This window comes from Frankia sp. Hr75.2 (assembly GCF_949319125.1).
Classification (GTDB): Bacteria; Actinomycetota; Actinomycetes; order Frankiales; family Frankiaceae; genus Parafrankia; species Parafrankia soli.
The window spans coordinates 76,255-101,059 of the sequence record NZ_CASGGV010000343.1; the positions used below are offsets into that span (position 1 = coordinate 76,255).

The window sequence follows — 24,805 nt, forward strand, 5'->3', positions numbered from 1 at the left end:
CTGCGGGGCGACGTGATCGGTTTTCGGGTCGACGTCTACACCGACGAATACCTCCCGGACGGCGTCACCGACGCGGATGCCCTGCTCACGGTCTGCGCCGAGGATGACGGCGCACCGGGCGAGCCGGACGTCGAGCACGTCGAGGTGATCGTAATCGACTGCTCGGGGTCGATGAGCACACCCGCCACGAAGATCTACGCCGCGCGGCGGGCCGCGTGCGCGGCCGTGGACGGCCTGCGCCCGGGGACGCTGTTCGCCGTGATCCGCGGCACCGGCACCGCCCAGGTTGTCTACCCGCCGGGCGGCGGCCTGGCCCGCGCCGCCACGGACACCCGCGACCAGGCCCGGCGGACCATCAACCGGATGAGCGCCGCCGGGGGCACCGCGATCGGGAGCTGGCTGCTGACGGCCCGGGACCTGTTCGCCGGCCATCCCGACGCCGTCCGGCACGCCATTCTGCTGACCGACGGGCGGAACGAGCACGAGAGCGCCGCGGACTTCGCGGACGCGCTGGCCGCGTGCCGGGGGCACTTCCAGTGCGACAGCCGGGGCGTGGGCCGCGGCTGGGTCGCCGCCGAGCTCACCGCGGTGTCCGACACCCTGCTGGGCACGGCCCGCGACATCGCCGACCCGGCCGACCTGGTCGCCGACTTCCAGGCGATGACGAAGGCGGCGATGGCCCGCGCGCTGCCGGCGGTCTCGCTGCGGGTGTGGATCCCGCACGGGGCACGGATCAGCACGTTCAAGCAGGTGCATCCCACCCTCGAGGACCTGCTCGAACGCGGGACGGCCGTCGGCGGGCAGGAGACCGAGTTCCCCACCGGGGCGTGGGGCGCCGGCTGCCGTGACTACCACCTCTCCGTCTCCGGCCTGCTCCCGCACCGGATCACCCGACCGAGCCGGCTCGCCCGCATCGCGGTCGTCACGGACGGGCGGCGGCTGGCCGGTGGGGACGTCCAGGCGATGTGGACCGCGGACGAGCAGCTGCACACCCAGGTCTCCCGGGAGGTGCGGCACAGCAGGGGTGTGATCGACCTGGCGGAGGCGATCAGGCTGGGCATGGCCGCGCGGGGCCGCAGCGACCTCGCCGCGGCCGGCGCGCACCTGGGCCGCGCGCTCGACCTGGCCCGCGCCAGCCACGATCAGGCGACGGCCGAGATTCTCGAGCAGGTGGTCGAGGCCGACCCGGCCGGGGACGCGCCGGCCGGGGACGCGCCGTGGGTGCGGCCCGACGTCGACCCCCACCTGTTCGAGGTGCTCGAGGTCCGCTACCGGTTCACCCGGGCTCTCGAACCGAGGAGGGCGCGGTGAGCACGGAAACCGGCCCGGCCGACGGTGACGGGGACAGCCCGCACAGCGAGGGCGAGGACGGGCCGGCCTACCGCCCGCCGACCGGATGGCTGGCCGGCCCCGGCCCGGGGCGGGCCTATCCCACCCCTGAGCTGTCCGGGGCAACCACCCAGCATGCCGCCGGCCGCGGCGGGACGACCGGGCGGCGCACCGATCCGGACACAGACGACGACCCCGACGAGCCCGACGACGTGCCGGACGACCCCGACGACTACGCCGACGGCGAGCCCGCGGACGACCTGCCCGCAGGCGATGCCGGCATCGCCGGCGCCGGGCCGGGCGGCCCCCCGGCCGCGGCGGGCGGGCTCGCCCTGGCCGGCTCCGGGGAGCCGCCGGCACCACGGGCCGGCCGCGGACGGCCCCCGCTGGGCAGCTGGGACCCCGACGACAGCTTCGCCCCTCGATTCCCGCGGGCCGAGGCGACGCCGGCGCACTGCCCGCACTGCCGGGCCCGCCCCGCGCCGACCGACCGGTTCTGCCTGCGCTGCCGGTACGAGTTCGCCACCGGCCGGCGTCCGGTGGTGCCGCGGGTATACCCGGCACCCGCCGCGTCGCCGCGTTGGGATGCGGTCGTCGAGGTCGACGAGGCCCACTTCGCCCGGGTGATCGGGGACGGCGTGCGCCTCCCCGAAGGCCGTCTCCCCTGGGTGGTCCACCTGGACGGGCCGGAGATCCTGATCGGCGCCGGGCCGGATGGCCCGCCGGTGGGCGTCGACCTGTCCGGGCCGGCGGACGACCCGGCGGTGTCCGGGCGGCACGCGAGCCTCGTCCGGCAGCCGGACGGCGGCTACGCCGTCGTCGACCACGGCTCCCTCAACGGGACCAGGGTGAACGACAGCAGTCAGCCGATCCCGGCCGGGCACCTCGTCTCGCTGCGTGACGGGGACCGGGTGTTCGTCGGCGCCTGGACCCGGATCACGATCCGCCGCCCGTGACGAGCACGCCGTCCGGCCAGTTCGGCTGGATGGCGTTCGGGGGCACGCCCGGGACCCGCAGGACGTCGCGCAGGTAGCGGGTGTGGAGCCTGTTCCAGGTCGGGCCGGTCATCATGTCGAGCAGCACCCGGTTGACGAAGGCGACGAAGGCGTCGTCGGCGGCCCGGTTCGCCGCGGCCTCGGCCGGGGAGAGGCCCGGCGCGAGATCCGTCCGGCCGATCGCCACGCCGTAGGGCTCGTCGAGGCCGGCGCGGCCCGCCGGGCCCAGAACGCCGTCGAACGCCTCGGGACCGAGGACGGTGACGGTGGCGTCCTCGGCACGCATCCCGGCGAGGATCGTGTCGTCGGTGGCCACCGCGTCCACCTCACCGCGCTGGAGCGCGGCCAGGCAGTCCACGATCCCCACCCGGTTCACCGCGATCGGCCGGCCGGGGCCGCGCACCAGGTTCGCGATCTTCTCGAACGAGGTGCTTCCCTGCGACGAGCAGACCGGCCGTCCAGCGAGGTCACCGACGGTGCGCAGGCCCGCGCCGGCCGGCACCAGGATGCGCATCGCGGCCTCGTAGTACACCCCGGAGAAGCGGACCCGCTCCTTGCGGGCGCAGGTCATCGTCATCGTGCCGGTGACGATGTCGACGGTGCCGTCGGCGACCAGCGCCTCCCTGTCCCGGGTGTCGACCGCGCGGAACTGCACCAGTTCGGGGTCGCCGAGAATGGCCCCGGCGATCTCGCCGGCGATGGCCGGGTCGAAGCCCTCCACCTCCATGGTGCGCCAGTTCATCGACCCGAACGGCGGGGCCACCGTGGTCACCCCGACGCGAAGGTAGCCGTACCGCCGGATCGCCTCGATCCGCGATCCGCGCGCTCCCGGCGGCGGCAGGGCGGCGAGCGGGGGCACACTCGCGCGGGCGATGCAGGGCTGCGCGGACGGACCCGGCTGGCCTGGTGTTGACGAGGGCCCCGCCGAGCCGGCGGCCGCCCCGGGACGGGCCGGGGCTGCGACGCCGTCGGCGGGCGGCAGCGGCCGAGCCTGGCGGGGCAGCGGACTGCCCGTCGTCGCGCACCCCGGCAGCGCGGCCAGCCCCAGCCCGATCCCGAGCACGACGAGAACGGCGACGACACGGGCGCGTCTGTTCACAGGTACTCCCGGACGCGGGCACTGATCCCGATCACGCAGCAGGACGCCGCGGTGAGCAGGGCGATCGGGAGGACGGCGGCGAGGAGGCGCACGTCGGCGGCCCCGGCGTCCACCTCACCGTTGAAGCCCTCGAGATGGGCGCCCACCAGCCCGTCCACCCGGGTGATGAACCGGTCGAAGTGCTCCGACCGCAGGGTGACGCCGACGACGTCGTCGAAGACGTCCGGACTGCCGGCGCCGGCGGTCGGGCGCGGGGGCCGCCGCAGGGTCGCCACCACCTCACCGCGCTCCCGCAGCCAGGCGGTGAACTCCGCCGCCAGCTCGGCGCGCTCGGCGGGGAGCTCGGCCAGAGCGGCCGAGAGGGCACCCGCCGTCGGGGTGGGGCGGCCGTCCAGGCCGTAGCCGAGGCCGGCGACCGCGCGCTGGAAGCACGCGTCGGCGCCGTCGCCGTTTCCCAGCGACGCCAGGGACAGGTACTCGCAGGTCCGCGCCTCGAGGGCGAGAGTGCGCGAGGCGGCCAGCAGGGTCATGGGCACGAAGTCACCCCGCTGCGCGGCGGACAGCCGGCTCTGCTGCCCGCCGAGCAGGACCAGGCAGGCCACGGCGACCGCACCGAGCACGCCGGTCGCGGCCAGCAGGCCGGCGTTGAGGATCCGCCGCGTGCGGCGGTACACGTACACCTGTGCGCCGACGAGGGCGACCAGCGCACAGGCCAGCACGAGGAGCAGCAGATCCTCGCCGTGGCCGCCGGTCGCCCGGCGGTAGTCGGCGTCCACCCGGTCGCCGTAGGCGGTGACCAGCAGGTTCGTCTGGCCGAGGATGCTCGTCGCCATCAGGTCGGACGCCAGCCGCTGGTAGGAGCCGCCGACCGTGTTTCCCGCGCGGATGTTCGCCGACGCCTCGGCGACCAGCCCCACGTACTCCGGGATCAGGGTCGCGATCCGGTCCATCGCGCAGTGCGACGTCGAACCGGGTGCGCGGGCCGACTCGCACTCCCCCGGGTCGACCTCGCGCAGTTCGAGCAGCGCCGTCGTCGCCGAGCGCACCGCGGCGCTGTACTGGTTGGGGGCGGCCGGCCCGTCCCCGGCGGGAGCCGTGTCGTCACCCGCGAGCCCGGAGACGGCGGCGTCCCCGCTGTGGTCACCGGTGTAGTAGCCGCCGGCCTTCACCTCGTCGTAGTTCTCCCGGCGCTCCGCGGGCGACGACGGGCGGGACGGCACGAGGTCGACCCAGGAGAAGACGTTCGCCGCGGCGGTCGCGTCCGCCCGGGCGAGGGCCGCCCGCAGCCGCTCGGCGATGATCAGCGCAGCCGCGGACCGCTCCCGGATGCTCTCCGTCGCGTCGAGACGCTGGGCGACCACCGCGCGGCTCACCGTTCCCGCGAGCAGGAGCGCCCCGATCAGCACCGCGAGGACCCCGACGAACCGCGAGCCCGCGCCGACAGCGAGAAACTGGCGAACGGACCGGACGGCAGCCGGAGCCTGCATCGTCACAGTCACGCATCGTACACAGTTCGCACAATCACCGCAGCCGCAGTATCCGCCGCCGGCGGACGTCCGATCACGACCCGGTGAACCGCCAGGTGGGGGGGTCGCCGGGCCGCTCGTGCACGAGCCCGCGCCGTTCGAGCGCCCGCAGGTGCGCGAGCGCCTCGGAGACGGCGCTGCGCTTCATGAAACCCCCGATCTCGTCCCACGGCCGCGACCACGTCATGAGCCGGGCGACCTCCCAGGCGGTGGTCGCGCCGGGACGCAGCGCGGCGATCACCTCGGCGAACCGGTGCTCGTGGTGCAGGCGCAGCTCGGCCAGCCGGGACGACAGGCCCTCGAAGCGGTACTCGTGCGCGGGCAGCGTGCCCTCCGCGGGCAGGGCGTCGACCTTGTCCAGCGAGCGCAGGTAGTCGCCCAGCGGGTCGTCCGCGACACGCGCCTCGAACGGGATGTTCGGCGTGATCCGCGGCAGCACGTGGTCGCCGGAGAGCAGCAGCCGGTTGGCCGGCTCCCAGAAGCACAGGTGGCCCGGGGAATGGCCGGGCGTCCAGACCGCGCGCAGATCCCAGCCGGGCACGTCCGGGCGGTCCCCGTCCTCGAGCAGGATGTCCGGCTGCGGCAGCGCGGGCAGCGGGCCGGGCGGCAGCATGTCGACGGTGAAGTCCCGCAGGGCGTCGGCGGGCGCGCCGGCCCGCACCATCCCCTCGTTGACGGCCTGGAACAGCTCCATGGGGTCGGTCGGATGGTCGCGCAGCAGCGCGGCGTCCGCAGGGTGCAGCGCGATCCACGCCCCGGACGCCTCGCGCAGCCGGCCGGCGAGACCGTAGTGGTCGGGATGCATGTGGGTCGGCATGATCCCGCGCAGGTCCGTGACGGCGTAGCCGGCCGTGGCCAGGCCCGCCTCGACCGCGGCGAAGGCGGCGTCGGTGTCCCAGCCGCTGTCGATCACGTAGGCGCCGTGATCGGTCTCGAACAGGTAGACGAAAACGTGGCTCAGGCCGGACGTCGGCAACGGCACCGGAATGCTCCACAGGCCGGGCCGGAGCTGTTCCACGGGCGGCAGGCCCACCCCGGGGCGCCGCGCCACGGCGGTCACGAACCGATCACCGCCAGGCGGCCGGGCTGCGTCATCCGATCACTCTCCCGCTCCGGCCCGCACGACGTCACAGGTACCGCGAGTGGGACTGGTACCGCCGACGGCGGACGGGCAGCGGTCGCCCGCTCCCAGCCGGCCGAAGCCGCACCGGACACAGAGAGCGAACAGCCGGGACGATACTAGATACCTGTTTAACACTACTAAACGACAGGCTCGAATACGCACCAAGCCCCCACGATCAAGATCGCAAATAGGAGGGCGGGGGCGGAGTCTCGTCCTTTTTGTCACACTTGGCGCATGTGGTGTGGATGGCGTTCGCGTCGCTGGGGATCAGCTGCGGTGCTTGTCGTTACGGGTGTTCTGCTGGTCGGATGCGGTGCGGATGACGGCGAGTCGTCGGGTGATGGTTCGACCGGCCCGGCGCCGACCGGCCCCGCGGCGGCTGCGGCGGACGCGGCTGCGGCGTGTGTCGCTCTGGCCCGCAGCACGGACGACCTGCGACTGCCGGCGGATGCGTCCCAGCCTTGGGTGGCTGGTGACCGGCTGAAAGGTGCGCAGCGTCTCACCGGCGCGGCGGCGGAGCAGGACGGCCGTTTCACCGTGCTGAAGGAGGCCGTCAACCGGATCGGAGACGACACCGACCGCCTGGATATCGCCGGTCTGACCGACACCATCCCGGCCGCGCTCGCCGTCTGTCGCACCGCGGGTCTGCCCGCCGACCCGGTTGAAGCGACCGACGCCCAGGCGGACGCGGCGGCGGGATGCGCCGCGGCGGCACGAACCCGGGACCAGTTCGCCATCACCGACTACCGGTCGCTCGTATTCGCGACCACACTGCGTATCGAGGGCGCCGTGGGTTTGTTGACCGCGGCGAGCGAAGCGGACAGTCGCTACCAGCCCCTCGTCGAGGGGATCGAACCGGTCCAGCAGGACCTGCAGACCCTCGCGTTCGATCAGCTGCGCACCGACGGCCCCAATCTGCTCACCGCCTGCGACCGCCAGGGACTGCCGCACGAGTAGAGACGAGACCGTCCAGAGACCTGCCGGGGTGCAGGTCGAGGACGTCGACCGCGCGGCGGACGGTCAACCCGTTCATCGGCAGCATCGAACGCCGGTGATCGGCACTGTCGCCGTCCGTACCGTCCTGATGCCGCCAGCTGCAGACTTCGATCAAGATCACCGCGGCAACCTACGCCGTCAACACCGTTGACCATCTTGATGCGGGTCCTTCTGTCCGGCCCCGATAGATGGCAGGGTTCCGGTCGCGTTGTTTGGCAGGGCCGATGATCGTGTGGCCCGCGCCTATGATGATCGACCATGGCCGAGTCTGCCCCGAGCTATCTGGCGACCGTCGCGGCGGCGTACGACGGTGTGGCCGAGGTGTATGCCGAGCTTTTCGCTGACGTGCTCGATCGCCAGCCGCTGGAGCGTGCGCTGCTGTCCGCGTTCGCCGACGTCGTGCGCGATCTCGCGGGCCCGGTCGCGGACCTTGGCTGCGGGCCCGGCTATGCGACGGCCTACCTGCACAGGTTGGGGCTGGACGTGTTCGGTGTGGACCTGTCGCCGGAGATGGTCGCCTTGGCTCGAAGCTCTCATCCAGGGTTGCGGTTCGAGGTGGGCACGATGACCGCGCTGGACCTGCCGGACCGCGCGCTCAGCGGTGCCCTCTGCCGCTACTCGCTCATCCACACCCCGCCCGCCGACATCCCCGCCGTCCTCGCCGAGGTCCACCGCGTCCTGGCGCCCGGCGGCCACCTGCTGCTCGGCTTCCTGGCCACAGACGAGTCCGCGGCCGAGGTGCACGCCTACGACCATCGGGTGACAGGCGCCTACCGCTGGCCGCCCGACCACCTCGCCGGGTTGGCGCGGCAGGCAGGGCTTGTCGAGGTCGCCCAGTTGGTGCGAGCACCGACGGACGAAGAACGAGGCCGACAGGCACAGCTGCTGGCCCGCCGCCGGCAGGAGGCGTAAGCCTCCGCCCCCTCGCGAACGTGCGACGCCGCCCGGTACACGATCGATCAGGTCCTCGCCGACCACGACCACACCGCCCGCGCCCCCAGAACGGCCCCACGACACCCAGGGAACTGACCGCTCCTCCTGCACAGCTCGTCCAAGCGCCGCAAGCATGCCCGATACGGCGAACCAGAACGCCGAAGAACCACCGCCACTTGTCGATGAAGATCACACCCACGCCCGGACGGATTTCCGACAAGATCAGTCGGGTGGGTTAGGTCGATGATCAGGCGGGCGTCAGAGGGCCGGGCCGAGCTGTTCGAGGAGGAGCTCGAGCTGGCCGGCACTGTCGCGGGTGTGGGGGTGGTCGTCGCCGAGAAGGCGCCGGCGGCGGGTGAGGGTGTCTTCGGCCAGTTCCCGGGCTGCCTGGTGCTCTCCCAAGGCACTGAGATCGATGGCGAGGTTTTGCGCTGAGGCCAGGGTGTCGGGATGGTCCTCACCGAGGATCCGGCGGCAGCGGGTCAGGGTGTCCTCGGCCAGCTCCCGCGCCACCTGGTGCTCCCCCACCGCGGCCCGGTGGAAAGCGAGGTTGTTCGCCGAGCGCAGGGTGTGGGGGTGGTCGTCGCCGAGGATCCGGCGACGGCGGGTCAGGGTGTCCTCGGCCAGCTCCCGCGCCGCCCGGTGCTCACCGAGGTCGGCCAGCAGAAGGGTGAGGTTGTTCGCTGAGGCCAGGGTGTCGGGGTGGTCGTGACCGAGGAGACGCCGCATTCGGTTCAGGGTGTCTTCGGCCAGCTTGCGGGCGGCCTGGTGCTCGCCGAGGGCGGCCATCTGGTTGGCGAGGTTGTTCGCCGATTGCAGGGTGAGGGAGTGGTCGTCGCCGAGGATCCGGCGACGGCGGGTCAGGGTGTCCTCGGCCAGCTCCCGCGCCGCCCGGTGCTCACCGAGGTCGGCCAGCGCGGTGGCAAGGGCGGTGGTGATGATCTGACTGTCGGGATGGTCAGGGCCAAGCGTGGTGATCCAGCGGGTGCGGGTGGTGTGGCTGAGGGTGCGGACACTGTGGTTCTGGCCGCTGCAGTGCAGGTACCAGCAGGTCCGGTGCAGCAGCAGCCGGAACCCGTCGGGTTCGGCCAGGCCGGGAAAGTCAGCGAGATGGCCTGCGACCGCGGTGACGTGGGGGGTGAGCGTGGCGTAGGTCGGCCAGGCCGAGGGGTCCTCCGCCTCGCCGGGGTAGACGGTGGCGAGCAGGTCAAGGGCACCGGCGAGGGCGATGCGCCGCTGGTCCGCGGTGAGGCGGGCCCGCAGGAGGGCGTGGACGAGGCGGTGCAGCTGGAGGGTGGTGTCGGTGCGGCGGGCGAGCGCGAGCCTGCTGATCGCGGCAAGCGCGGTGTGCGTGGTGTAGGGATCCCCGAGGGCCAGCCATTCGCTGCCGGCGGGGCGGAGTGGGATGGGTTCGGGGGCGAGGAACGCCAGCCGATCCAGCAGGCCAGCAGCACCCGGATGGTCGCTGCCGAGCCGTTCACGGGCAGCGGTGACGGTCGCGGCCAGCCCTGGATGATGCAGCGTCTCCTCAGCGAGCAGCAGAGCGGGGCGGGTGGCCAGCAGGGCCAGATAGTCGTGCACGGGGAGACCACTGGTGGCCAGGAAAGCCCCGGCCTGGTCGACGGCCAGCGGTAGATCACCGAGCGCGTCAGCGAGCTGGTCGGCGGCGGTGTCGGACAGGGTGGGCAGATAGCGGCGCAGAAGCGCGAACGATTCGGCACGGGTGAACTCGCCGACTTCGACCAACTCCACCCCGACCCGGCCCACCCCCGGATCGCGGCAGGTCACCACCAGCCGTCCCGTGGCCGGCGGAAGCATCCGCGCCAACGTCGCCGGGTCGCCGACGTTGTCATAGACCAGCAGCCAGCTCTGTCGACGTCCCAGCTCCGCCAGCGCCTCCCCCGCCCGGACCGGCAGATCCCCCGAGCCGATCCCGAGAGTGTTCGCGAGAGCGGCAAGACCGGCGAGCAGACCCGCGGAGGTTTCCGCGTCCACCCACCAGACCAGCTGGTAGTCCGCGGCATACCGCCAGGCGAACTCCACCGCCAGCTGCGACTTACCCACCCCACCGGCGCCCCGCAACGCCGCGATCGCGACACGGCCGGTACCGGCGGCAAGCTGGGTGCGCAGGCCGTCCAGGAGGGTGTCACGGCCGGTGAAGAGCAGGTTCCGCGCGGGCACGTTCCACACCGCGGGCAGCCGCCCCGGGAACACCGCCCCCACCGAGGGCGGGGCGGCCGGGCGGCCGGGGAAGCCACCGGACACCCGCACGGGGTGGACCAGGCCGACCGCCTCCAGCAGACGCCGTCGCGCTACGGGCTCGTCGACATCGAACAGGTCCCGGTAGGAGATGGTCGACAGCACCGGCGGGACTGGACAGTCGGCGACACGCAACGGGGTCAGTTTCCGCCCGGCCAGGGCGCCGGTCCACTCCTGGGTGCACCAGTGCGAAGCGAAATACGCCTGCGAACAGACCGCAACCGTCCGGGCCGCAGCGCCCATCTGCACGCTGATCCAGGTCACGAAGTTCTCCCCCGCCGGGGAATCCCACGCCTGCACCGCCACCGTGCGGCCCGCGGCTTCGAGCACCTCGGCGACCCAGGTCGCCCACGCCTCATCCGCCCCGGTGTAGGAGACGAAGAAGTCCACCCCACCGCCCGAACCCGCCGAGGACGTTGATTCCCCGCCGACCGGTCCCCGGGCCCCCGTGCCCACATCCATGCCCGCAGCTTGCCAGAACGACCACAAGCCGTCACCAACCAGACGCGTCCCGCCTCCCCGCCGCGCCAACAACCGAGCCGCAGGCAGAGGGCCGGCAAGCCGACCATCCTCAGGCACAGGTGACGGCGATCCAGCCGTCCGACACCCATCCCGGCCCTGGCCGGAAACCTATGGTTTCCCGACAAGATCGAATCAGGGGTGGCGGCCACGGCCCGCGACCGAGCTCAGCTACCCGACCACAGTCGGCGGATGTCCTCCTGGTGGCCCCGGGCCCACCGGACGACCCAGGTTCGTGGGCCCGCCGGAGAGTTGTCGCGCCATCCGACGACGTCCCAGCCGATGACTTCGGTGAACAGGTCCCGGCCGGCGTCGGCCGCGCCGAGGGCGGCCAGGTCGAGTGCGAGGTGCAGCGCCGCGTACAGGGTCAGCGGATGCTCGTCGCCGAGCCGTGCCCGCGCGCCGGCCAGCGCGCGGGTATGCAGGTCGCGGGCGTGCGCGCCACGGCCGAGGCCACGCAGCGCGACACCGAGCACCGCCGCGGTCCACACGGTGTCCGGGTGGGCGGCGCCGGACGTCCGGCCACGGCGGGCGAGCGTCTCCGCGAGCAGGTCGTGGGCCGTCCCGTACTCCCCCAGTCGGGTCAGGGCGTGGCCGAGGCTGTGCGCCGAACGCAGGGTGTCGCGGTCGTCCGGGCCGAGCTCCGCCCGCTGCCGGGCGACGGTGTCTCGCAGCAAGCGGGCGGACTCGTCGTGGTCGCCGCTCTCCCCGGCCGCGCGCGCCAGGTTCCACGCCGAGTGCAGTGTGTCGCGGTGCTGCTCGCCGAGCACCCGCACCCGGCGGGCGTGGACGTCGCCCAGCAGTGCCCGCGCGGTGTCGTGATCGGCGAACCCGTCGGCGCGGATCGAGGCCTCGAGGTCGGCGGCGGCAAGCGTGTCCGGGTGGTCCGGGCCCAGCCGTTCACCCCAGAGGGCCCGTGCCTGGTGCGTGAGCCGTTCGCCGGCTTCGTGGCGGGCGGAGGCGGCCAGGTACCGGGCCGTGCGCAGCACCAGCCGGCGGAAGTCCGCGCACTCGTCGTCGAGCCACGTGGTGAGTGTGCGGATGTGCGGGTCGAGCGTGGCGAGTGACGGCCATGAGGCCGGGTCCGCGGGGTCGCGACCGGGCAGGTACGCACAGACCAGCAGCCGCTGCGCGCCGAGCAGGGCGGCTGGCCGCCGGCCCCCGGCCAGCCGCCGGCGCACCAGAGCCTGGACGTGCCCGTGCACGCGGATCGTGGCCCCGTCCCAGTCGGCCAGGCCGAGGCGGTCGAGCCGGGCGGCCGCGGCGGCGGTGCCGGCTGGCGCCCGGGTGAGTGTCAGGGGATCCGCTGCGAGGAACGCCACCTGGTCGAGGAGGCCGGCCGCGGCCGGATCGACCACGTCCAGTCGCGCGCGGCTCGCTGCGACGGCCGCGGCGACCGGATCGGAAGCGGCCTCCCGCCCGAGCAGGGCCAGGTAGTCGGCGGCCGGCTGGTCGGTCGCCGCCAGGTGGCGGCCGGCCAGCGCGACCGCGAACGGGACGTCCGCCAGCGCCCCGGCGAGTGTCTCGGCGGCCGGCGGGGTGATTCCGCGGTGGTGCTGGCGTAGTAGCAGGACCGACTCGTCCCGGCGCAGCTCGCCGACCTCGAGCAGCACGGGAGTGAGCCTGGCCACCGCTGGTCCGCGGCTCGTCACGAGCAGCCGGCCGCTGTCCGGCGGTGCCACGGCGGTCAGGTCGCGGGGATCACCGACACCGTCGTAGATCAGCAGCCAGTCCGTGCGCTGGCCGAGCTCGGCCCACAGGCGGCGCAGCACGGCGGCCCGGTGGCCAGCCCCCGGCGGGGCGATGGCGGCGGCTAGCTCGGCCAGGCACGACTCGGCGCGCTCGGGAGTGTCCGCGTCCACCCACCACACCAGGCCGTAGTCGCCGGCGTGCCGATGCGCGTACTCGACGGCGAGCCGCGACGCGCCCATCCCACCCGCGCCGCGCGCGGACACCAGCCCGAGATTGCGCCCCCGGCCGACGTCACGTCCCTGACCTGCGTTGCGCCCCCGGCCGACGTCACGTCCCTGACCTGCGTTGCGCCCCCGGCCGAAGTCGTGTCCCCGGCCAGCTCCCGGCGGACGCAGTTCGCGGTGGATGCGCTGGAGCAGCGCGTCGCGGCCCACGAAGAACGGGTCGCGGCGCGGGACGTTCCATTCGGCCGGCTGCCACTCGCCCGTGGCCCGGGTCGCGGGGAGCCTGGGACGGACACCCTCACGTGGGTCCGGTCGGCCGCCGGTCAGCACCCGCGTCACCTCGGATCTGCTCAGCGGTCAGGTCGGTGTAACCCGCGTCGATCCCCCGCGGGACGAACCCGTCGACCGGATCCCCATCTTCACCGACGGTCCGTGCTGTCGGCCGCGTCCGCGCCCGGCCGGGTAGGGGTGGCGGCATCGCCGCAGGCCAGGGGCGTGCCGCCGACTCCCGCCGCCGCCACCTCGGTGGGGATCCGCGCCGGGCGCCCGCGGGCCGTGTCACTGTTCCAGGTGGACGTCCAGCCTGATCAGGATGGACTTCGACGTCGGGGTGTTGCTGCGCTTGGCGGTGCTGTCGAGGGGCACCAGGATGTTGGTCTCCGGGAAGTAGGCGGCGGCGCAGCCGCGGGCGGTGGGATACGAGACCACCCGGAAGTCGGGGGCGCGGCGCTGCACGCCGTCGGTCCAGACCCCGACCAGGTCGACCCGGGCGCCGTCGGCGATGCCGAGCTCGGCCAGGTCGTCCGGGCTTACCAGCACGACCCGGCGGCCGTGGCGGACCCCGCGGTAGCGGTCGTCCAGCCCGTAGATCGTGGTGTTGTACTGATCATGGGAGCGGATCGTCTGTAGGAGCAGGTGGCCGGGGGGCGTCGGCCGGATCTCGCAGGTGTTCACGGTGAAGGCGGCCCGCCCGCTCGGTGTCGGGAAGGTCCGGCTGTCGCGTGGCGGGTGCGGGAGCAGGAAGCCGCCGGGCTCGTCGAGGCGGGCCTCGTAGTCGGCGAACCCGGGGACCACGTTCGCGATGTGCGCGCGTACCCGCCGGTAGTCCTCGGCCAGCGCCGCCCAGTCCACCGCAGGCGCGGCGTTGGCGGCGGAGGCAGCGGTGTCCGCGGGCGCGGTGGCTGTGACGGAGTGGCCGAGGGTCGCCGCGGCCAGGCCGCAGATGATCGCGATCTCGGAGCGCAGCTCGGGCCCGGCCGGGGCCAGCCGGCCGCGGGAGGCGTGGACGGAGCCCATCGAGTCCTCGACGCTGACCCGCTGCGGGCCGCCGGCCTGGACGTCCAGCTCGGTGCGGCCGAGTGTGGGCAGGATGAGGGCGCGCTCGCCGGTGATGGCGTGCGAGCGGTTGAGCGCGGTGGAGACCTGTACGGTGAGCCGGCACCGGCGGATCGCGTCCTCGGTGACGGTCGAGTCCGGCGTCGCGGCGACGAAGTTGCCGCCCATCGCGACGAACACCTTCACCCGGCCGTCGCGCATGGCCCGGATGGTGTCGACGACGTCCAGGCCGTGGTGGCGGGGCGGCGCGAAGCCGAACTCGGTGCCGAGGGCGTCCAGGAACGCGTCGGGCATCCGCTCCCAGATGCCCATCGTCCGGTCGCCCTGGACGTTGGAGTGGCCGCGCACCGGGCAGACCCCCGCGCCGGGACGGCCGATGTTGCCCCGCAGCAGCAGGAAGTTCACCACCTCCCGGATCGTCGCTACGGCGTCCGGGTGCTGGGTCAGTCCCATCGCCCAGCAGACGATCACCTTGTCGGCGGCGAGGACCCGCCCGGCGAGCTCGTCGATCTCATCTGGGCGTAGACCGGTGGCGGTGGCGACGTCGCCGGGGGTCAGGTGGGCGCGTACGTGCGCCGCGAACTCCTCGAACCCGGTCGTGTGCCCGGCGATGAAGGCCTGGTCGAGGACGGTGCCGGGGCTGGCCTCCTCGGCGGCGAGCAGCCGGGCGGACAGCGCCTGGAACAGGGCCATGTCCCCACCGAGGCGGATCTGCAGGAACTGGTCGGCGAGCGCGGTGCCCCGGCCGAGCACCCCGGAGACCCGCTGCGGGTTACGGAACCGCATCAGCGCCGCCTCGGGCAGCGGGTTGACCGCGACGACACTGCCACCGGCCCGCTTCAGCCGCTCCAGCGACGTCAGCATCCGCGGATGGTTCGTGCCCGGATTCTGCCCGACGACGAGCACCAGGTCCGCCGTCTCCAGGTCCTCCAGGGTGACGGAGCCCTTGCCGACCCCGATCGTCTCGGTCAGCGCGGCACCCGACGACTCGTGGCACATGTTCGAGCAGTCCGGAAGATTGTTCGTGCCGAACGCCCGGGCGAAGAGCTGGTAAAGGAAAGCGGCCTCGTTGCTCGTCCGCCCCGAGGTGTAGAAGGCGGCCTCGTCCGGGTTTTCCAGGCCGGTCAGCTCGTCCGCGACGATCCGGAACGCCTCGTCCCAGCCGACGGGGGCGTAATGGTCGCTGCCCGCGGCCTTGTACACGGGGTTGATGAGCCGGCCCTGCTCACCGAGCCAGTGCCCGGAGCGGGTGGCGAGGTCGGTCAGGCTGTGCGCGGCGAAGAACTCCGGTGTCACCCGGGCCCGGGTGGCCTCCTGCGCGACGGCCTTCGCGCCGTTCTCGCAGAACTCGGCGCGTGAACGGTCGTCCGGCCGCGGGTCGGGCCAGGCGCAGCCGGGGCAGTCGTAACCGTCGTCCTGGTTGAGCAGCCGCAGGGTCTGCACGGAACGGCGCACGCCCATCAGCTCCCGGCAGCGCGCCAGCGCGTGTGCCACGCCGGAAACACCGGCGGCGGACGTCGCCGGTTCACCGATCCTCAGTTCGCCGGTGCACGGTTCGCCGGTGCGCGGTTCGCCGGTCCTCAGCTCGGGGTCCATAGCGGTCCGTCCGTCGTCGGGGAGCTCGCTGGTCGGGCGGCCGTCCGTCCGTCCGACGCTACGCGCGGCGCGTGCGAACGGGGAGGTCCGCCGCGTCAGTTGAGGGGACGCCCCCGGTCGCGCAGGGCGTCCAGGACGGGTGCGTACATCCGTTCCTTGATGGTGCCCAGGGTGGTCCCCGCCCGGCCGGCCTGGGCTCGCGCGATCTCCACGCCGGTGCCGCGTACCTCCTCCTCCGCCACCGCGCGATCGACGATGGCGGCGGCGCAGGCGTCGCGGCCGCCGTAGCGGCGGGCCGTGGTCATCGCCTCGTGCGCGGTCTGCGGGCTCAGCCGGGCCTGGATCAGCGCGGACATCGCCGGGGTGAAGGGGATGTCGATGTCGGCCTCGGGCAGGCACCAGTAGCCGCGGTCGGCCCGCATCACCCGGAAGTCGTGCGCCAGGGAGAACATCGCGCCCGCGGCGAACGTGTGCCCCTGCAGCGCGGCCACGGTGACCACCGGCAGGGCCAGCATCCGGGCCAGCAGTTCGTGGACGCTGACCGCGTACTCCTGCTGCCGGTCGGCGTTCGCGAGCAGCCAGTCCAGGTCCAACCCATTGGAGAAGTACTTTCCGGTCGCGACGGTCACCAGGGCCCGAGGCCCCGATGCCTTCTCCACCTCGTCCAGTGCCGCCTCGACGGAGGCGATCCAGTCCGGGTGGAAACGGTTCTCCCCGTCGCCGATGTCGAGGACGAACACGTCGTCATGGCGGTCGAGCGTGGGCACGGCGGCTCCTTCTGGACGGACGGCGGACCGGGCTGGTGGGACTGACTCTGCGGGACCGGGCTGGCGGGGGTTCGGCCGGTGGCGTCGACCAGGCCGAAGACCACCTGCCCCGCAACGGTTCCCGGTACCCGCACCACTTCGACCCACAGCTGGATCACTCTGTCGCGCACGCGACCCCGATGCACTGCTCCTGATGCAGCGCGTCAGAAGAAATGTCCGTATCGTCCCGAAAGTCAACAAAGGTCACGTTGACGGGTGGGGGGCATCCGGCAAGAACCACCGAGCGGGAACCGGCGGCCACAGCGACAGGCGACACCGGTCGGCCGTCCGCGGTCCGCTCAGAAAGGGACGACAATGAGACACGCCCGGACCCGATGGACCCAACTACCCCGCCTGGCGGCGGTCGTGACGGCGATGGGACTCGCTCTGACCCTGGGCGCCTGCGGGGGTGGCTCGGACGACGCCGGCGAGGCCGCGGCCACCGGTTCCCAGGCGGGCTCAGGGGCGAGCGGTCCACTCAACGGCATCGAGACCAAGCCCGCCGCGGAGATCATCTCGGCGGCCGCCAACGCGCTGCGCGGCGCCGACAGCGTGCACTTCGCCGGCGACGGGGTCGACGAGGGCAAGCCGGCGTCGGTCGACCTGCGACTGGACTCCCACGGCGCCGTCACCGGGTCCATGGACACCAACGGCATGCACCTCGAGGTGCTGCGGGTCGGCGGCGTGGCCTACGTGCGTGGCGAGGGGCTGGTGGCGGCGTACCCGGGCGCCCGTCCCGAGCAGTGGGTCAAGACCGGGCCGCTTCCCAACGACGACAACCTGAGCCTCGACGGCGCGGCGGACGACATCGAGGACATGGCCGACGATCTCAAGGCCGGCGAGACCCCGACCATCGAGCAGGTGACCGAACAGGGCCAGCCCGCGGTGAAGGTGACGACGAAGTCCCACACCCTGTACGTCGCGAACGTCGGCGAGCCCCTGCCCCTGCGCCAGACCGGCACCGGCGTGGACAGCGGCACGCTCGACGCCACGTTCACCGAGTACGGGCAGCCGGTCACGGCCACCGCCCCCACCGACGTCTTCGAGATCCCGCAAGCCGCCTTCTGATCCGGGTTCCGCCGGGTCATCCGGCAGCGCCCGCCGGGTGCGCGCTTCCGCGCGCCCGGCGGGCTTCACGCGTCCGCGGTCGACCGTGACCGCCGCCACGGCGGCCCTCCGCCCGGTTTTCCGAATACAACCGGGATCAATAAGAAACAGAAAACGGCAACGACGAACACTGGTTCGCTGTTATCTCGAACACAGCCCATCCGGGAATCCCCGGGCGACAGTCCGGCCACGGCACGACCGGCCGGCATCCAAGCGGCGCAGGTCACACATTCGGACGAGCTATGTGAAAAGGCCATCACCCACGAGGGAGGTGATTTGCCGGCGGCCCGCCATATCGTGGGAAGCCAAGTAACCCGCGGGAACCCCGGCTACCGTGCTGCGGCCATTGGCCACGGCCAGCGGGAGCCACGGCGAGTGGGAGCCGCGGGCGCGCGCACCGAGGAGCGGGTGCGCGCACGACAGCAGTGATCGGAGTACGCGCATGGCGCACGGTCAGACGGCCCCCGTCGCCGTCCAGGCATCCCCGACCCAGGTGCCCCGCCAGGCCCCCGGCCGGACCGGTCCCCGCAGTCCGCACACCGGCCGGCCCCGGTCCGGCGAGGATGCCCGCCGCTCCGGCACCGGCGGCCCCCGCACCGGCCAGCCGCTCCCCGGCGCCGACACGGCCGTCGGCCAGTGGCCGGGGACCACCGGCTCGGCGCAGGGCACACCGCCGCGCCGCCCCGGCTCCGTCCGGCGGACGACCTCGATCATGATGGAGCGCCCGGACGGCCTCACCGGCCCGCTGCACCTCACCGGTGTCGGCCGTGACCTGCTGACCACCGCCACGGGCGAGGTGGAGGTCCTCGGCGAGGCGCGGCTGCGTGTCGTCCTCGACTACATGGCCGCGCCCGGCCCCGTCCTCGAGATCGAGTCCGAGCCCGCCGTTCCCGGCCTCGCGAGCCTGGTCGGCGCCTCGGCGCGGGCCGGCTTCCGCGGCGCCGCCCGGCAGATCCTCGCGGCCGCCGACGCCGACGCCGCCGGCGCAGAAGGCGACGCGGCCGACACCGACAGCGGCGTGGCCGACAGCAACGGCGACGGAGCTGGTGGGGCGTCCACCACCCGGCGCTCGCTGCTCGAGCAGCTCCTCGACGACGTGCCCGTGGCGACCCTGGTGTCGGGCTCCGCGCTCGGGCGCAACGGCATCTTCCGCGACGACCCCTCGCGGCACGCCGGCGCGGAGGCCGGCGGCAACCCGATGCTCGACGTCTGCGCCGGCTGGCAGCGGGAGGGGCTGCTCGCCCGCGTCTCCGCCGAGCGCAGCGCCGACCCCGAGGCCCCGGTGCGGACGACCATGGTCGTGGCCGGCGACCTCGCGGTCGACGAGGACCCGCTCGGGTGGCATCCGCTGCCGCCGATGGGCACCCATGCCATGCGCCGCCTGCGCCGCATCGACCTCGTCCCGATCGGCGGCGAGCCCGCCGGCGCCGGACCCGCCCGTACCGGGGCCGCGGACGGGGCCGCCGCCTTCCGGGCCGACGCCTTCTTCCGCGACACCTACCGGGAGGCGTCCGGCGCCGAGGTCGTCGTGCACGAGTACGGGATCGACGCCACGGTCGACCAGTCGGCCCGCGTCGTGCGCTCGATGGGGCGGGCCGGGGTCCTGCCGGGCCCCGAGTGCCCCCAGGCACTGGCCAGCGCCGAGCGCATCGTGGGGCTCGGCGCCGCGGACCTGCGCCGCACCGTCTCGCGCGCCTTCACCGGGACGACCACGTGCACGCACCTCAACGACACCCTGCGCTCCCTGGGCGATCTCCCCGACCTGATCGAGCGGCTCCGCTCGGCCACCGCCCGCTGAGGATGGCCGACCGGTCGCCGTCATCGGGCCTTCCGCACCGGGCATCAGGGACAAAAGTCCTGCACCCGGAGTCCGTACCGGCCGACCTCCCGTCCGGGAGGCCGCGGCGCGTCTCCCCGCGGGTACCTTGACGATCATGACTGGTGTTCGCGTCTTCCTGCTGGACGATCATGAGATCGTCCGCCGGGGCATCCGGGAGATGCTGGAGGACTCCGGGGACATCGAGGTCGTCGGCGAGGCGTCGACCGCGGCGTCCGCGCTGCGGCGCATCCCGGCCGCCCGTCCGGACGTCGCGGTGCTCGACGCCCGGCTGCCGGACGGAAGCGGGATCGAGGTGTGCCGGGAGATCCGCTCGGCGCAGCCCGCCGTGGGCTGCCTCATCCTGACCTCCTATGACGACGACGACGCGCTCTTCGCCGCGATCATGGCGGGGGCCTCGGGGTATCTGCTGAAGCAGATCCGGGGCAACGACCTGGTCGGGGCGATCCGCACGATCGCCGCCGGGCGCTCGCTGCTCGATCCCGCCGTCACCCAGAAGGTGCTGGCCCGGCTGCGCGACGAGCCCGCCGAGGACGAGCAGCTCGCCGCGCTCGGCAGCCGCGAGCGCCAGATCCTCCGGCTGATCGCCGAGGGCATGACGAACCGCCAGATCGCGGGCTGCGTCCACCTGTCGGAGAAGACGGTGAAGAACTACGTGTCGGCGATCCTCGGCAAGCTCGGCCTGACCAGCCGCACGCAGGCCGCCGTGTTCGCGGCCCGGCTCAAGAGCTGACGGCGGCCCGGCCGCTGACACACGGGGCCGGTGGGCGGCACTCCGTCAGCTGCGCGTAAGTGCCTCCCGCCAGTGCCAGGCGGGCGAGGTGCCATCGCCGCGCGGCCGCCCCAGGTAGAGGGCGGAGGCACCGGCCACGGGGGCGGGCGGGAAGTGCCGGACCGGCCCTGGAGCGGTTTTCGAAACATTCCCGAGCAGGTGCCCGCGGACGTCCGCACCTCGCTTCGGACGTCCCGCCCGATCGGTCCATCGCCACCACCATCGGACCGCCACCGCGCCCGGACTGTCCGGTTGCCGACAGTGCGGGCTCTGACACGCAACCAGGCGTGATTACTCCGCATCATGACTGACGGAACGGCGCGCGGCCCGGCGTGCCGGCCAACCGCCGGAGGGCCCATGGACGCGTGCCGCAGCGCCGAGGAGCCAGTCACCGCGCCGGGCGGCCAGCCCGCCGCCGACCCGCTGCGGCCTGACGATCCCTCCGAGCTGGGGCACTACCGCGTTCTCGGGCGGCTCGGCGAAGGCGGGATGGGCACCGTCTTCCTCGGCGCCGCCCCCGACGGGCGGCCGGTCGCGATCAAGATGATCCGGGCGGAGGTGGCCGGCATGCCCACCTTCCGCGCCCGCTTCCGCCGGGAGGCCGAGCTCGCCCGCCGGGTGGCCCGGTTCTGCACCGCCGAGCTGCTGGACGCGGTCGACCCGCCCGACGGGCCGCCCTTCATCGTCACCGAGTTCGTGGACGGGCCCACGCTCGCCGCCGCGGTCGCGGCCGGTGGCCCGCTCGGCGCCGCCGACCTTGAGCGGGTGGCCGTCAGCGTGGCCGCGGCGCTGACCGCCATCCACGGCGCCGGCCTGGTCCACCGTGATCTCAAGCCGGCGAACGTCCTGCTGTCGTCCCTGGGGCCGCGCGTCATCGACTTCGGGATAGCCCACGCGGCGGACATCACGCACGTCACCCGGGACTCGATCGTCGGAACGCCGGCGTTCATGGCTCCCGAGCAGGCCCTGGCCCAGCCGGTGTCCGGCGCGGCCGACGTGTGGGCCTGGGCCGGCCTGGTCGCCTTCGCCGGAACCGGCCGGTTGCCGTTCGGGGACGGCCCGCCCGAGGCGCAGATCTTCCGGATCGTCCACGGCGACCCGAACCTCGACGGGCTCGACCCGGCGCTGGGCACCGTCGTCCGGCGGGCGATGAGCCGCCAGCCCACGGACCGCCCCACCGCGCAGGACCTACTGCAGCAGCTGGTCACCCTCGGCGTCGAGGTCCCGGCTTCGGCGACATCCGCACTCGCGCTCCCCGCGGCGGCCGGCGGTACGCCGCCCCAGGGTCGGGCGCCCGCGAGCGACCCGATCCCGCCCACCAGCCCAGCCGGCCCGTCCAGCTCACCCAGCTCACCCAGCGCGGCCCGGCGGACGCGACCGGAGCACCGGCCGTCCGGACGCATGCTCGTCGCAGCGCTGGCCGGGGTCGTCGTCGTCCTGGTCGGCGCCTGGCTACTGCTTCAGGCACAGCCGCCGGACGGCCGTGACAACGCCGATGCCCGGGTAAGCGCCACCCCCGCTCCAGGCGACCCCACCGGTCCGTCGGACGGCCAGTCGCCAGGAGGCGGGGAGGCAAGCCCGGGCACCGCGACGGCCACCGGGCCCGGGCCGGGCGGGACCGCCGGGGAGGTCATGCCGCCCGGCGAGCCCGTCGAGATCCCGGACGTCGTCGGTCGGCCGGTCGCCGAGGCGGAGGAGGCGCTCCGCACCGCCGGGCTGACGAACATCATCCGCACCACGCGGCTCGACGACCGGCCCGCGGGCTCCGTCATCGGGATGCACCCCGCCGCGGGCAGCGAGGTGAGCCGGGACGCGGCGATCGAGCTCGACGTGTCCGACGGGCCGGGGCACACCACCGTCCCCGACCTCGTCGGGCGGTCGGAGGTGGACGCCCGCTCCGGGCTGTACAGCGCCGGCCTGGTGATGGTCATCCAGGAGAACAGCGGGCCGTCCACGGTCGGGCCGGGGCTGGTGGAGCGGACCGTCCCGGCGGGCGGGACCCAGGTCGCCTACGACACGACGGTGACGATCACCATCGTGAGCCGGCAGGTCGCGGTTCCCGACGTGGTCGGCCAGAGCGCCGCCACGGCCACCGCGACGCTGCGGGACTACGGCTTCGACGTCGTCGAGGAGCGCGGCGCAGGCTCCCAGCCGGCCGGGGTCGTCATCGCCCAGCTGCCGCGGGCGGGCCTCGTCACCCGGGGGGCGACCGTCACGATCACCGTGAGCCAGCCCCGGTCGAACGGCGACTCGCAGGTCACGCAGACCCCGGAGCCACCTCCAGTCCCCTGACCAGCGCGGGATCCGGGCGGCCCGCTCCCCCGGGCCGGGGTACCCGCGGGAACGGGCCGCCCTGATCCGCGAGAGCGCTCGGGAGCTCACCCGTGTGGATCACTGCCAGGGAGGTCACCGCCCGGGTCAGCACCACGTAGAGCCGGCGCAGCCCCTGGACGGAGCCCGGCCCGGAGCCGGCGACGGACGCCGGGTCGACGAGGACCACATGGTCGAACTCGAGTCCCTTCGCGAGCGACGCGGGCACGACAGTCACCGGCCGGGACGCCCGCCCTTCCGGCACGGGCTTGTCGGTGAGCGAAGCGCCCTCGGTGGGCTCGGCGTCGCCGGTGAGCACAGCCTCGCCCGCGGGCTCGGCGTCCACGGTGAGGGCGGCGTCCTCCGTAAGAGCGGCGTCCTCCGTAAGGGCGGCGTCGTCGGTGAGGGCGGTGGCGGGCAGGCCCGCCGCGCGCAGCGACGCCGTCAGGCCGCCGACGGCCTCGTCAGGGGCGATCACCGCCACCGAACCGCCGCGGCCCAGCCCGGCACGGACCTGGCGCGCAGCCTCGCCGGCCAGGTCGTCCAGCGGGGCGGCGATCACCCGCAGCGCACCCGGGACGGCGCGGGTCGACGACGCGGGAGGCAGATCCGGCGCGATGCTCGGGAGCAGACGGTCGGCGAACGAGAGGATCTCGGCCGGTACCCGGTGGCCCCGGGTCAGCACCTCCAGCCGCGCGGCGGGCTTACCGAAGTGGGCAAGCGCCTGCTCCCAGGAGCGCGCGGCCCAGGCGGTGGTGCCCTGGGCCAGATCCCCGAGGACGGTGAGCGAGCCGGTGGCGCAGCGGCGTCCGACGGCCCGGCACTGCATGGCCGAGAGGTCCTGGGCCTCGTCGACGATGACGTGCCCGAACGCCGGCACGCCGTCGATCAGGTCCAGTGCCTCGTCCAGGCAGAACAGGTCGGCGGGCGACCAGCGGACGGCCCGCCGCGACGTCGGCCGGTCGGCCAGCAGCAGGCGCTGCTCGGGCGCGGAGAGCACGCCGTCGGCGGCGTGGGCGAGCAGGGCGGGGTCGGTGAACAGCCGGTGGATCAGCCCGGCCGCGTCGGTGCGCGGCCAGACGGCGTCGACCGCCGCCCGGACGGACCGGGTGCGGGCGAGGCGCTCCACCGCGGAGTCGGCCGGCAGGTGCCCCCGCTCCTCGGCGCGGCGGACCACCGCGGCGGCGATCCGCCGGGCGAGCAGGTCCCGGGCCACGCGATGGCGGTGGCCGCCAGCCTGGATGCCGGCGGCCAGGCCGGCGATCTCGTCGCCGCTCACCCTCCACCGACCGAGCGAGCTCGTGATCAGGGCAGCCGGCGGGGAGGCGCCGGGCCGGGTGGCTCCGAGCGCCCGGCGGATCACCACGGCCATCCGGGCATCGCCCTTGATCTCGGCCACCGGCTCCGGGTCGGTTCCGCGCGCCGTCGCGACGTCCACGAGGGCAGTGAGACTACGGTGGGTGACGGTGAACTCGCCGAGCGCGGGCAGGACCGCGCCGATGTAACGCAGGAAGGCCCGGTTCGGCCCGACGACGAGCACCCCGGCGCGGCTGAGCCGCTCCCGGTAGGCGAACAGCAGGTAGGCGGCCCGGTGCAGGCCGACCGCCGTCTTGCCGGTGCCCGGCGCGCCCTGGACACAGACGCTCACCTCGAGATCGGCCCGGACGATCTCGTCCTGCTCCGGCTGGATCGTCGCGACGATGTCACGCATGGGCCCCGAACGGGGCCGCGCGATCTCGCGGGCGAGCAGGTCGCCTCCGGCCGGCCCGCCGGCCCGTGGCGCGCCCGCCGGGCCGGGCGACGGTTCGACGAGTGGCTCCTCCTCGAACGCGGTGAGCTCGGGGCCGTCGAACCCGAACCGGCGCCGCGCCACGAGCCCCATCACGTCGCCCCGATGGGCGCGGTAGTACGGACGGGCGATGTCGGTGCGCCAGTCGACGACCAGCGGATCATCGCCGGCGGCCTCCCGCACATGGCGCCGTCCCAGGTGGACGCGCCGACCCGGCGCGGCGGCGGCGCCCGCGGCGTAGTCGATCCGTCCGAAGAACAACGGCGCCCCGCTCGCGGGGTCGCTCAGCGCCTCGAGGCGCCGCCGCCGCGCCGCTTTCAGGGACGCGTTCGTCACCTTGTCAGCGACGGGGTCGCCTTCGGCGATCTCCGTCGCCTCGGCCTCGTGCCGCATCCGGACCAGCGCCGCGCGGGCGCGGTCCAGGTGACGGCGCTCGGCGGCGAGCTCCGCCGACCACGGATCCACCGACCGGGCGTCCGCCGGCCGGAGATCCGCCGGCCGGACATCCACGGACCGGGGATCCTCATCGCGCCCCTCGGCCGCGCCGTCGCCCATACC

16 protein-coding genes are annotated in these 24,805 nt (G+C 74.1%); 8 read left to right on the forward strand and 8 right to left on the reverse strand.

Annotated elements, in window-relative coordinates:
* Nucleotides 1-12: 12 nt before the first annotated feature.
* Together AC559T_RS33660 and AC559T_RS33665 are read left to right on the forward strand one after the other, a co-directional pair.
* Nucleotides 13-1,311 (forward strand): vWA domain-containing protein, encoded by a 1,299-nt coding sequence (locus AC559T_RS33660; protein WP_498871265.1) that lies wholly within the window; start codon nt 13-15, stop codon nt 1,309-1,311.
* Nucleotides 1,308-2,285, forward strand: coding sequence for an FHA domain-containing protein (locus tag AC559T_RS33665; RefSeq protein WP_235013977.1), 978 nt, complete (start codon nt 1,308-1,310; stop codon nt 2,283-2,285). Before AC559T_RS33660 ends, AC559T_RS33665 begins: the two co-directional genes overlap by 4 nt.
* Here AC559T_RS33665 and AC559T_RS33670 read toward each other — a convergent pair.
* The 3 genes from AC559T_RS33670 to AC559T_RS33680 form a co-directional block, all read right to left on the reverse strand.
* A complete protein-coding gene (locus AC559T_RS33670; RefSeq protein WP_498871266.1) occupies nt 2,266-3,423 on the reverse strand; it encodes a transporter substrate-binding domain-containing protein in 1,158 nt (385 codons plus the stop codon). The genes AC559T_RS33665 and AC559T_RS33670 overlap by 20 nt on opposite strands.
* On the reverse strand, nt 3,420-4,910 hold the full coding sequence (locus AC559T_RS33675) for a GlnX family signal transduction membrane protein (RefSeq protein WP_235013983.1): 1,491 nt from the start codon (nt 4,908-4,910) through the stop codon (nt 3,420-3,422). The genes AC559T_RS33670 and AC559T_RS33675 overlap by 4 nt, the downstream gene beginning before the upstream one ends.
* 73 nt (nt 4,911-4,983) lie before the next feature.
* On the reverse strand, nt 4,984-6,009 hold the full coding sequence (locus tag AC559T_RS33680; RefSeq protein WP_165938713.1) for an MBL fold metallo-hydrolase: 1,026 nt from the start codon (nt 6,007-6,009) through the stop codon (nt 4,984-4,986).
* A 528-nt stretch (nt 6,010-6,537) separates the two neighbouring features.
* Here AC559T_RS33680 and AC559T_RS33685 point away from each other — a divergent pair.
* Both AC559T_RS33685 and AC559T_RS33690 read left to right on the forward strand, forming a co-directional pair.
* A complete protein-coding gene (locus tag AC559T_RS33685) occupies nt 6,538-7,029 on the forward strand; it encodes a hypothetical protein (protein ID WP_112106319.1) in 492 nt (163 codons plus the stop codon).
* A 297-nt stretch (nt 7,030-7,326) separates the two neighbouring features.
* A complete protein-coding gene (locus tag AC559T_RS33690) occupies nt 7,327-7,980 on the forward strand; it encodes a class I SAM-dependent DNA methyltransferase (RefSeq protein WP_498871267.1) in 654 nt (217 codons plus the stop codon).
* Nucleotides 7,981-8,259: 279 nt separating this feature from the next.
* Here the strand turns inward: AC559T_RS33690 and fxsT are convergent, their stop codons facing one another.
* The 4 genes from fxsT to AC559T_RS33710 form a co-directional block, all read right to left on the reverse strand.
* The gene (gene fxsT / locus AC559T_RS33695; RefSeq protein WP_498871268.1) at nt 8,260-10,722 is read right to left on the reverse strand and encodes an FxSxx-COOH system tetratricopeptide repeat protein; all 2,463 of its coding nucleotides are present in this window, start codon (nt 10,720-10,722) and stop codon (nt 8,260-8,262) included.
* A gap of 224 nt (nt 10,723-10,946) precedes the next feature.
* The gene (locus AC559T_RS33700) at nt 10,947-13,025 is read right to left on the reverse strand and encodes a tetratricopeptide repeat protein (RefSeq protein ID WP_498871269.1); all 2,079 of its coding nucleotides are present in this window, start codon (nt 13,023-13,025) and stop codon (nt 10,947-10,949) included.
* A gap of 228 nt (nt 13,026-13,253) precedes the next feature.
* The gene (locus AC559T_RS33705) at nt 13,254-15,626 is read right to left on the reverse strand and encodes an FdhF/YdeP family oxidoreductase (RefSeq protein WP_498871270.1); all 2,373 of its coding nucleotides are present in this window, start codon (nt 15,624-15,626) and stop codon (nt 13,254-13,256) included.
* A 95-nt stretch (nt 15,627-15,721) separates the two neighbouring features.
* Nucleotides 15,722-16,393: an enoyl-CoA hydratase-related protein gene (locus tag AC559T_RS33710; protein ID WP_498871271.1), complete on the reverse strand. Its 672-nt coding sequence runs from the start codon at nt 16,391-16,393 to the stop codon at nt 15,722-15,724.
* A gap of 354 nt (nt 16,394-16,747) precedes the next feature.
* Between AC559T_RS33710 and AC559T_RS33715 the strand changes: the two genes are divergently transcribed.
* The 4 genes from AC559T_RS33715 (at nt 16,748) to AC559T_RS33730 (ending at nt 22,440) form a co-directional block, all read left to right on the forward strand.
* The gene (locus AC559T_RS33715; RefSeq protein ID WP_498871272.1) at nt 16,748-17,500 is read left to right on the forward strand and encodes a hypothetical protein; all 753 of its coding nucleotides are present in this window, start codon (nt 16,748-16,750) and stop codon (nt 17,498-17,500) included.
* Between the two features lie 481 nt (nt 17,501-17,981).
* Nucleotides 17,982-19,337 carry a DUF2889 domain-containing protein gene (locus AC559T_RS33720; protein ID WP_498871273.1) on the forward strand — a complete coding sequence of 452 codons (1,356 nt, stop codon included), beginning with the start codon at nt 17,982-17,984 and terminating at the stop codon, nt 19,335-19,337.
* Between the two features lie 136 nt (nt 19,338-19,473).
* Nucleotides 19,474-20,109 carry a response regulator gene (locus AC559T_RS33725; protein ID WP_020460044.1) on the forward strand — a complete coding sequence of 212 codons (636 nt, stop codon included), beginning with the start codon at nt 19,474-19,476 and terminating at the stop codon, nt 20,107-20,109.
* 396 nt (nt 20,110-20,505) lie between these two features.
* A complete protein-coding gene (locus AC559T_RS33730) occupies nt 20,506-22,440 on the forward strand; it encodes a PASTA domain-containing protein (RefSeq protein ID WP_498871274.1) in 1,935 nt (644 codons plus the stop codon).
* On the opposite strand, the gene AC559T_RS33735 is transcribed toward AC559T_RS33730, so the two are convergent.
* Nucleotides 22,406-24,802: a HelD family protein gene (locus AC559T_RS33735; RefSeq protein WP_498871275.1), complete on the reverse strand. Its 2,397-nt coding sequence runs from the start codon at nt 24,800-24,802 to the stop codon at nt 22,406-22,408. The genes AC559T_RS33730 and AC559T_RS33735 overlap by 35 nt on opposite strands.
* Between the last annotated feature and the right edge of the window lie 3 nt (nt 24,803-24,805).

Coding starts and splice junctions, on each gene's coding strand:
- AC559T_RS33675 (WP_235013983.1), bottom strand. CDS start 4,910: ATGCAGGCTCCGGCTGCCGTCCGGTCCGTTCGCCAGTTTCTCGCTGTC.
- AC559T_RS33690 (WP_498871267.1), top strand. CDS start 7,327: ATGGCCGAGTCTGCCCCGAGCTATCTGGCGACCGTCGCGGCGGCGTAC.
- fxsT (WP_498871268.1), bottom strand. CDS start 10,722: ATGGATGTGGGCACGGGGGCCCGGGGACCGGTCGGCGGGGAATCAACG.
- AC559T_RS33705 (WP_498871270.1), bottom strand. CDS start 15,626: ATGGACCCCGAGCTGAGGACCGGCGAACCGCGCACCGGCGAACCGTGC.
- AC559T_RS33715 (WP_498871272.1), top strand. CDS start 16,748: ATGAGACACGCCCGGACCCGATGGACCCAACTACCCCGCCTGGCGGCG.
- AC559T_RS33720 (WP_498871273.1), top strand. CDS start 17,982: ATGGCGCACGGTCAGACGGCCCCCGTCGCCGTCCAGGCATCCCCGACC.
- AC559T_RS33725 (WP_020460044.1), top strand. CDS start 19,474: ATGACTGGTGTTCGCGTCTTCCTGCTGGACGATCATGAGATCGTCCGC.
- AC559T_RS33730 (WP_498871274.1), top strand. CDS start 20,506: ATGGACGCGTGCCGCAGCGCCGAGGAGCCAGTCACCGCGCCGGGCGGC.
- AC559T_RS33735 (WP_498871275.1), bottom strand. CDS start 24,802: ATGGGCGACGGCGCGGCCGAGGGGCGCGATGAGGATCCCCGGTCCGTG.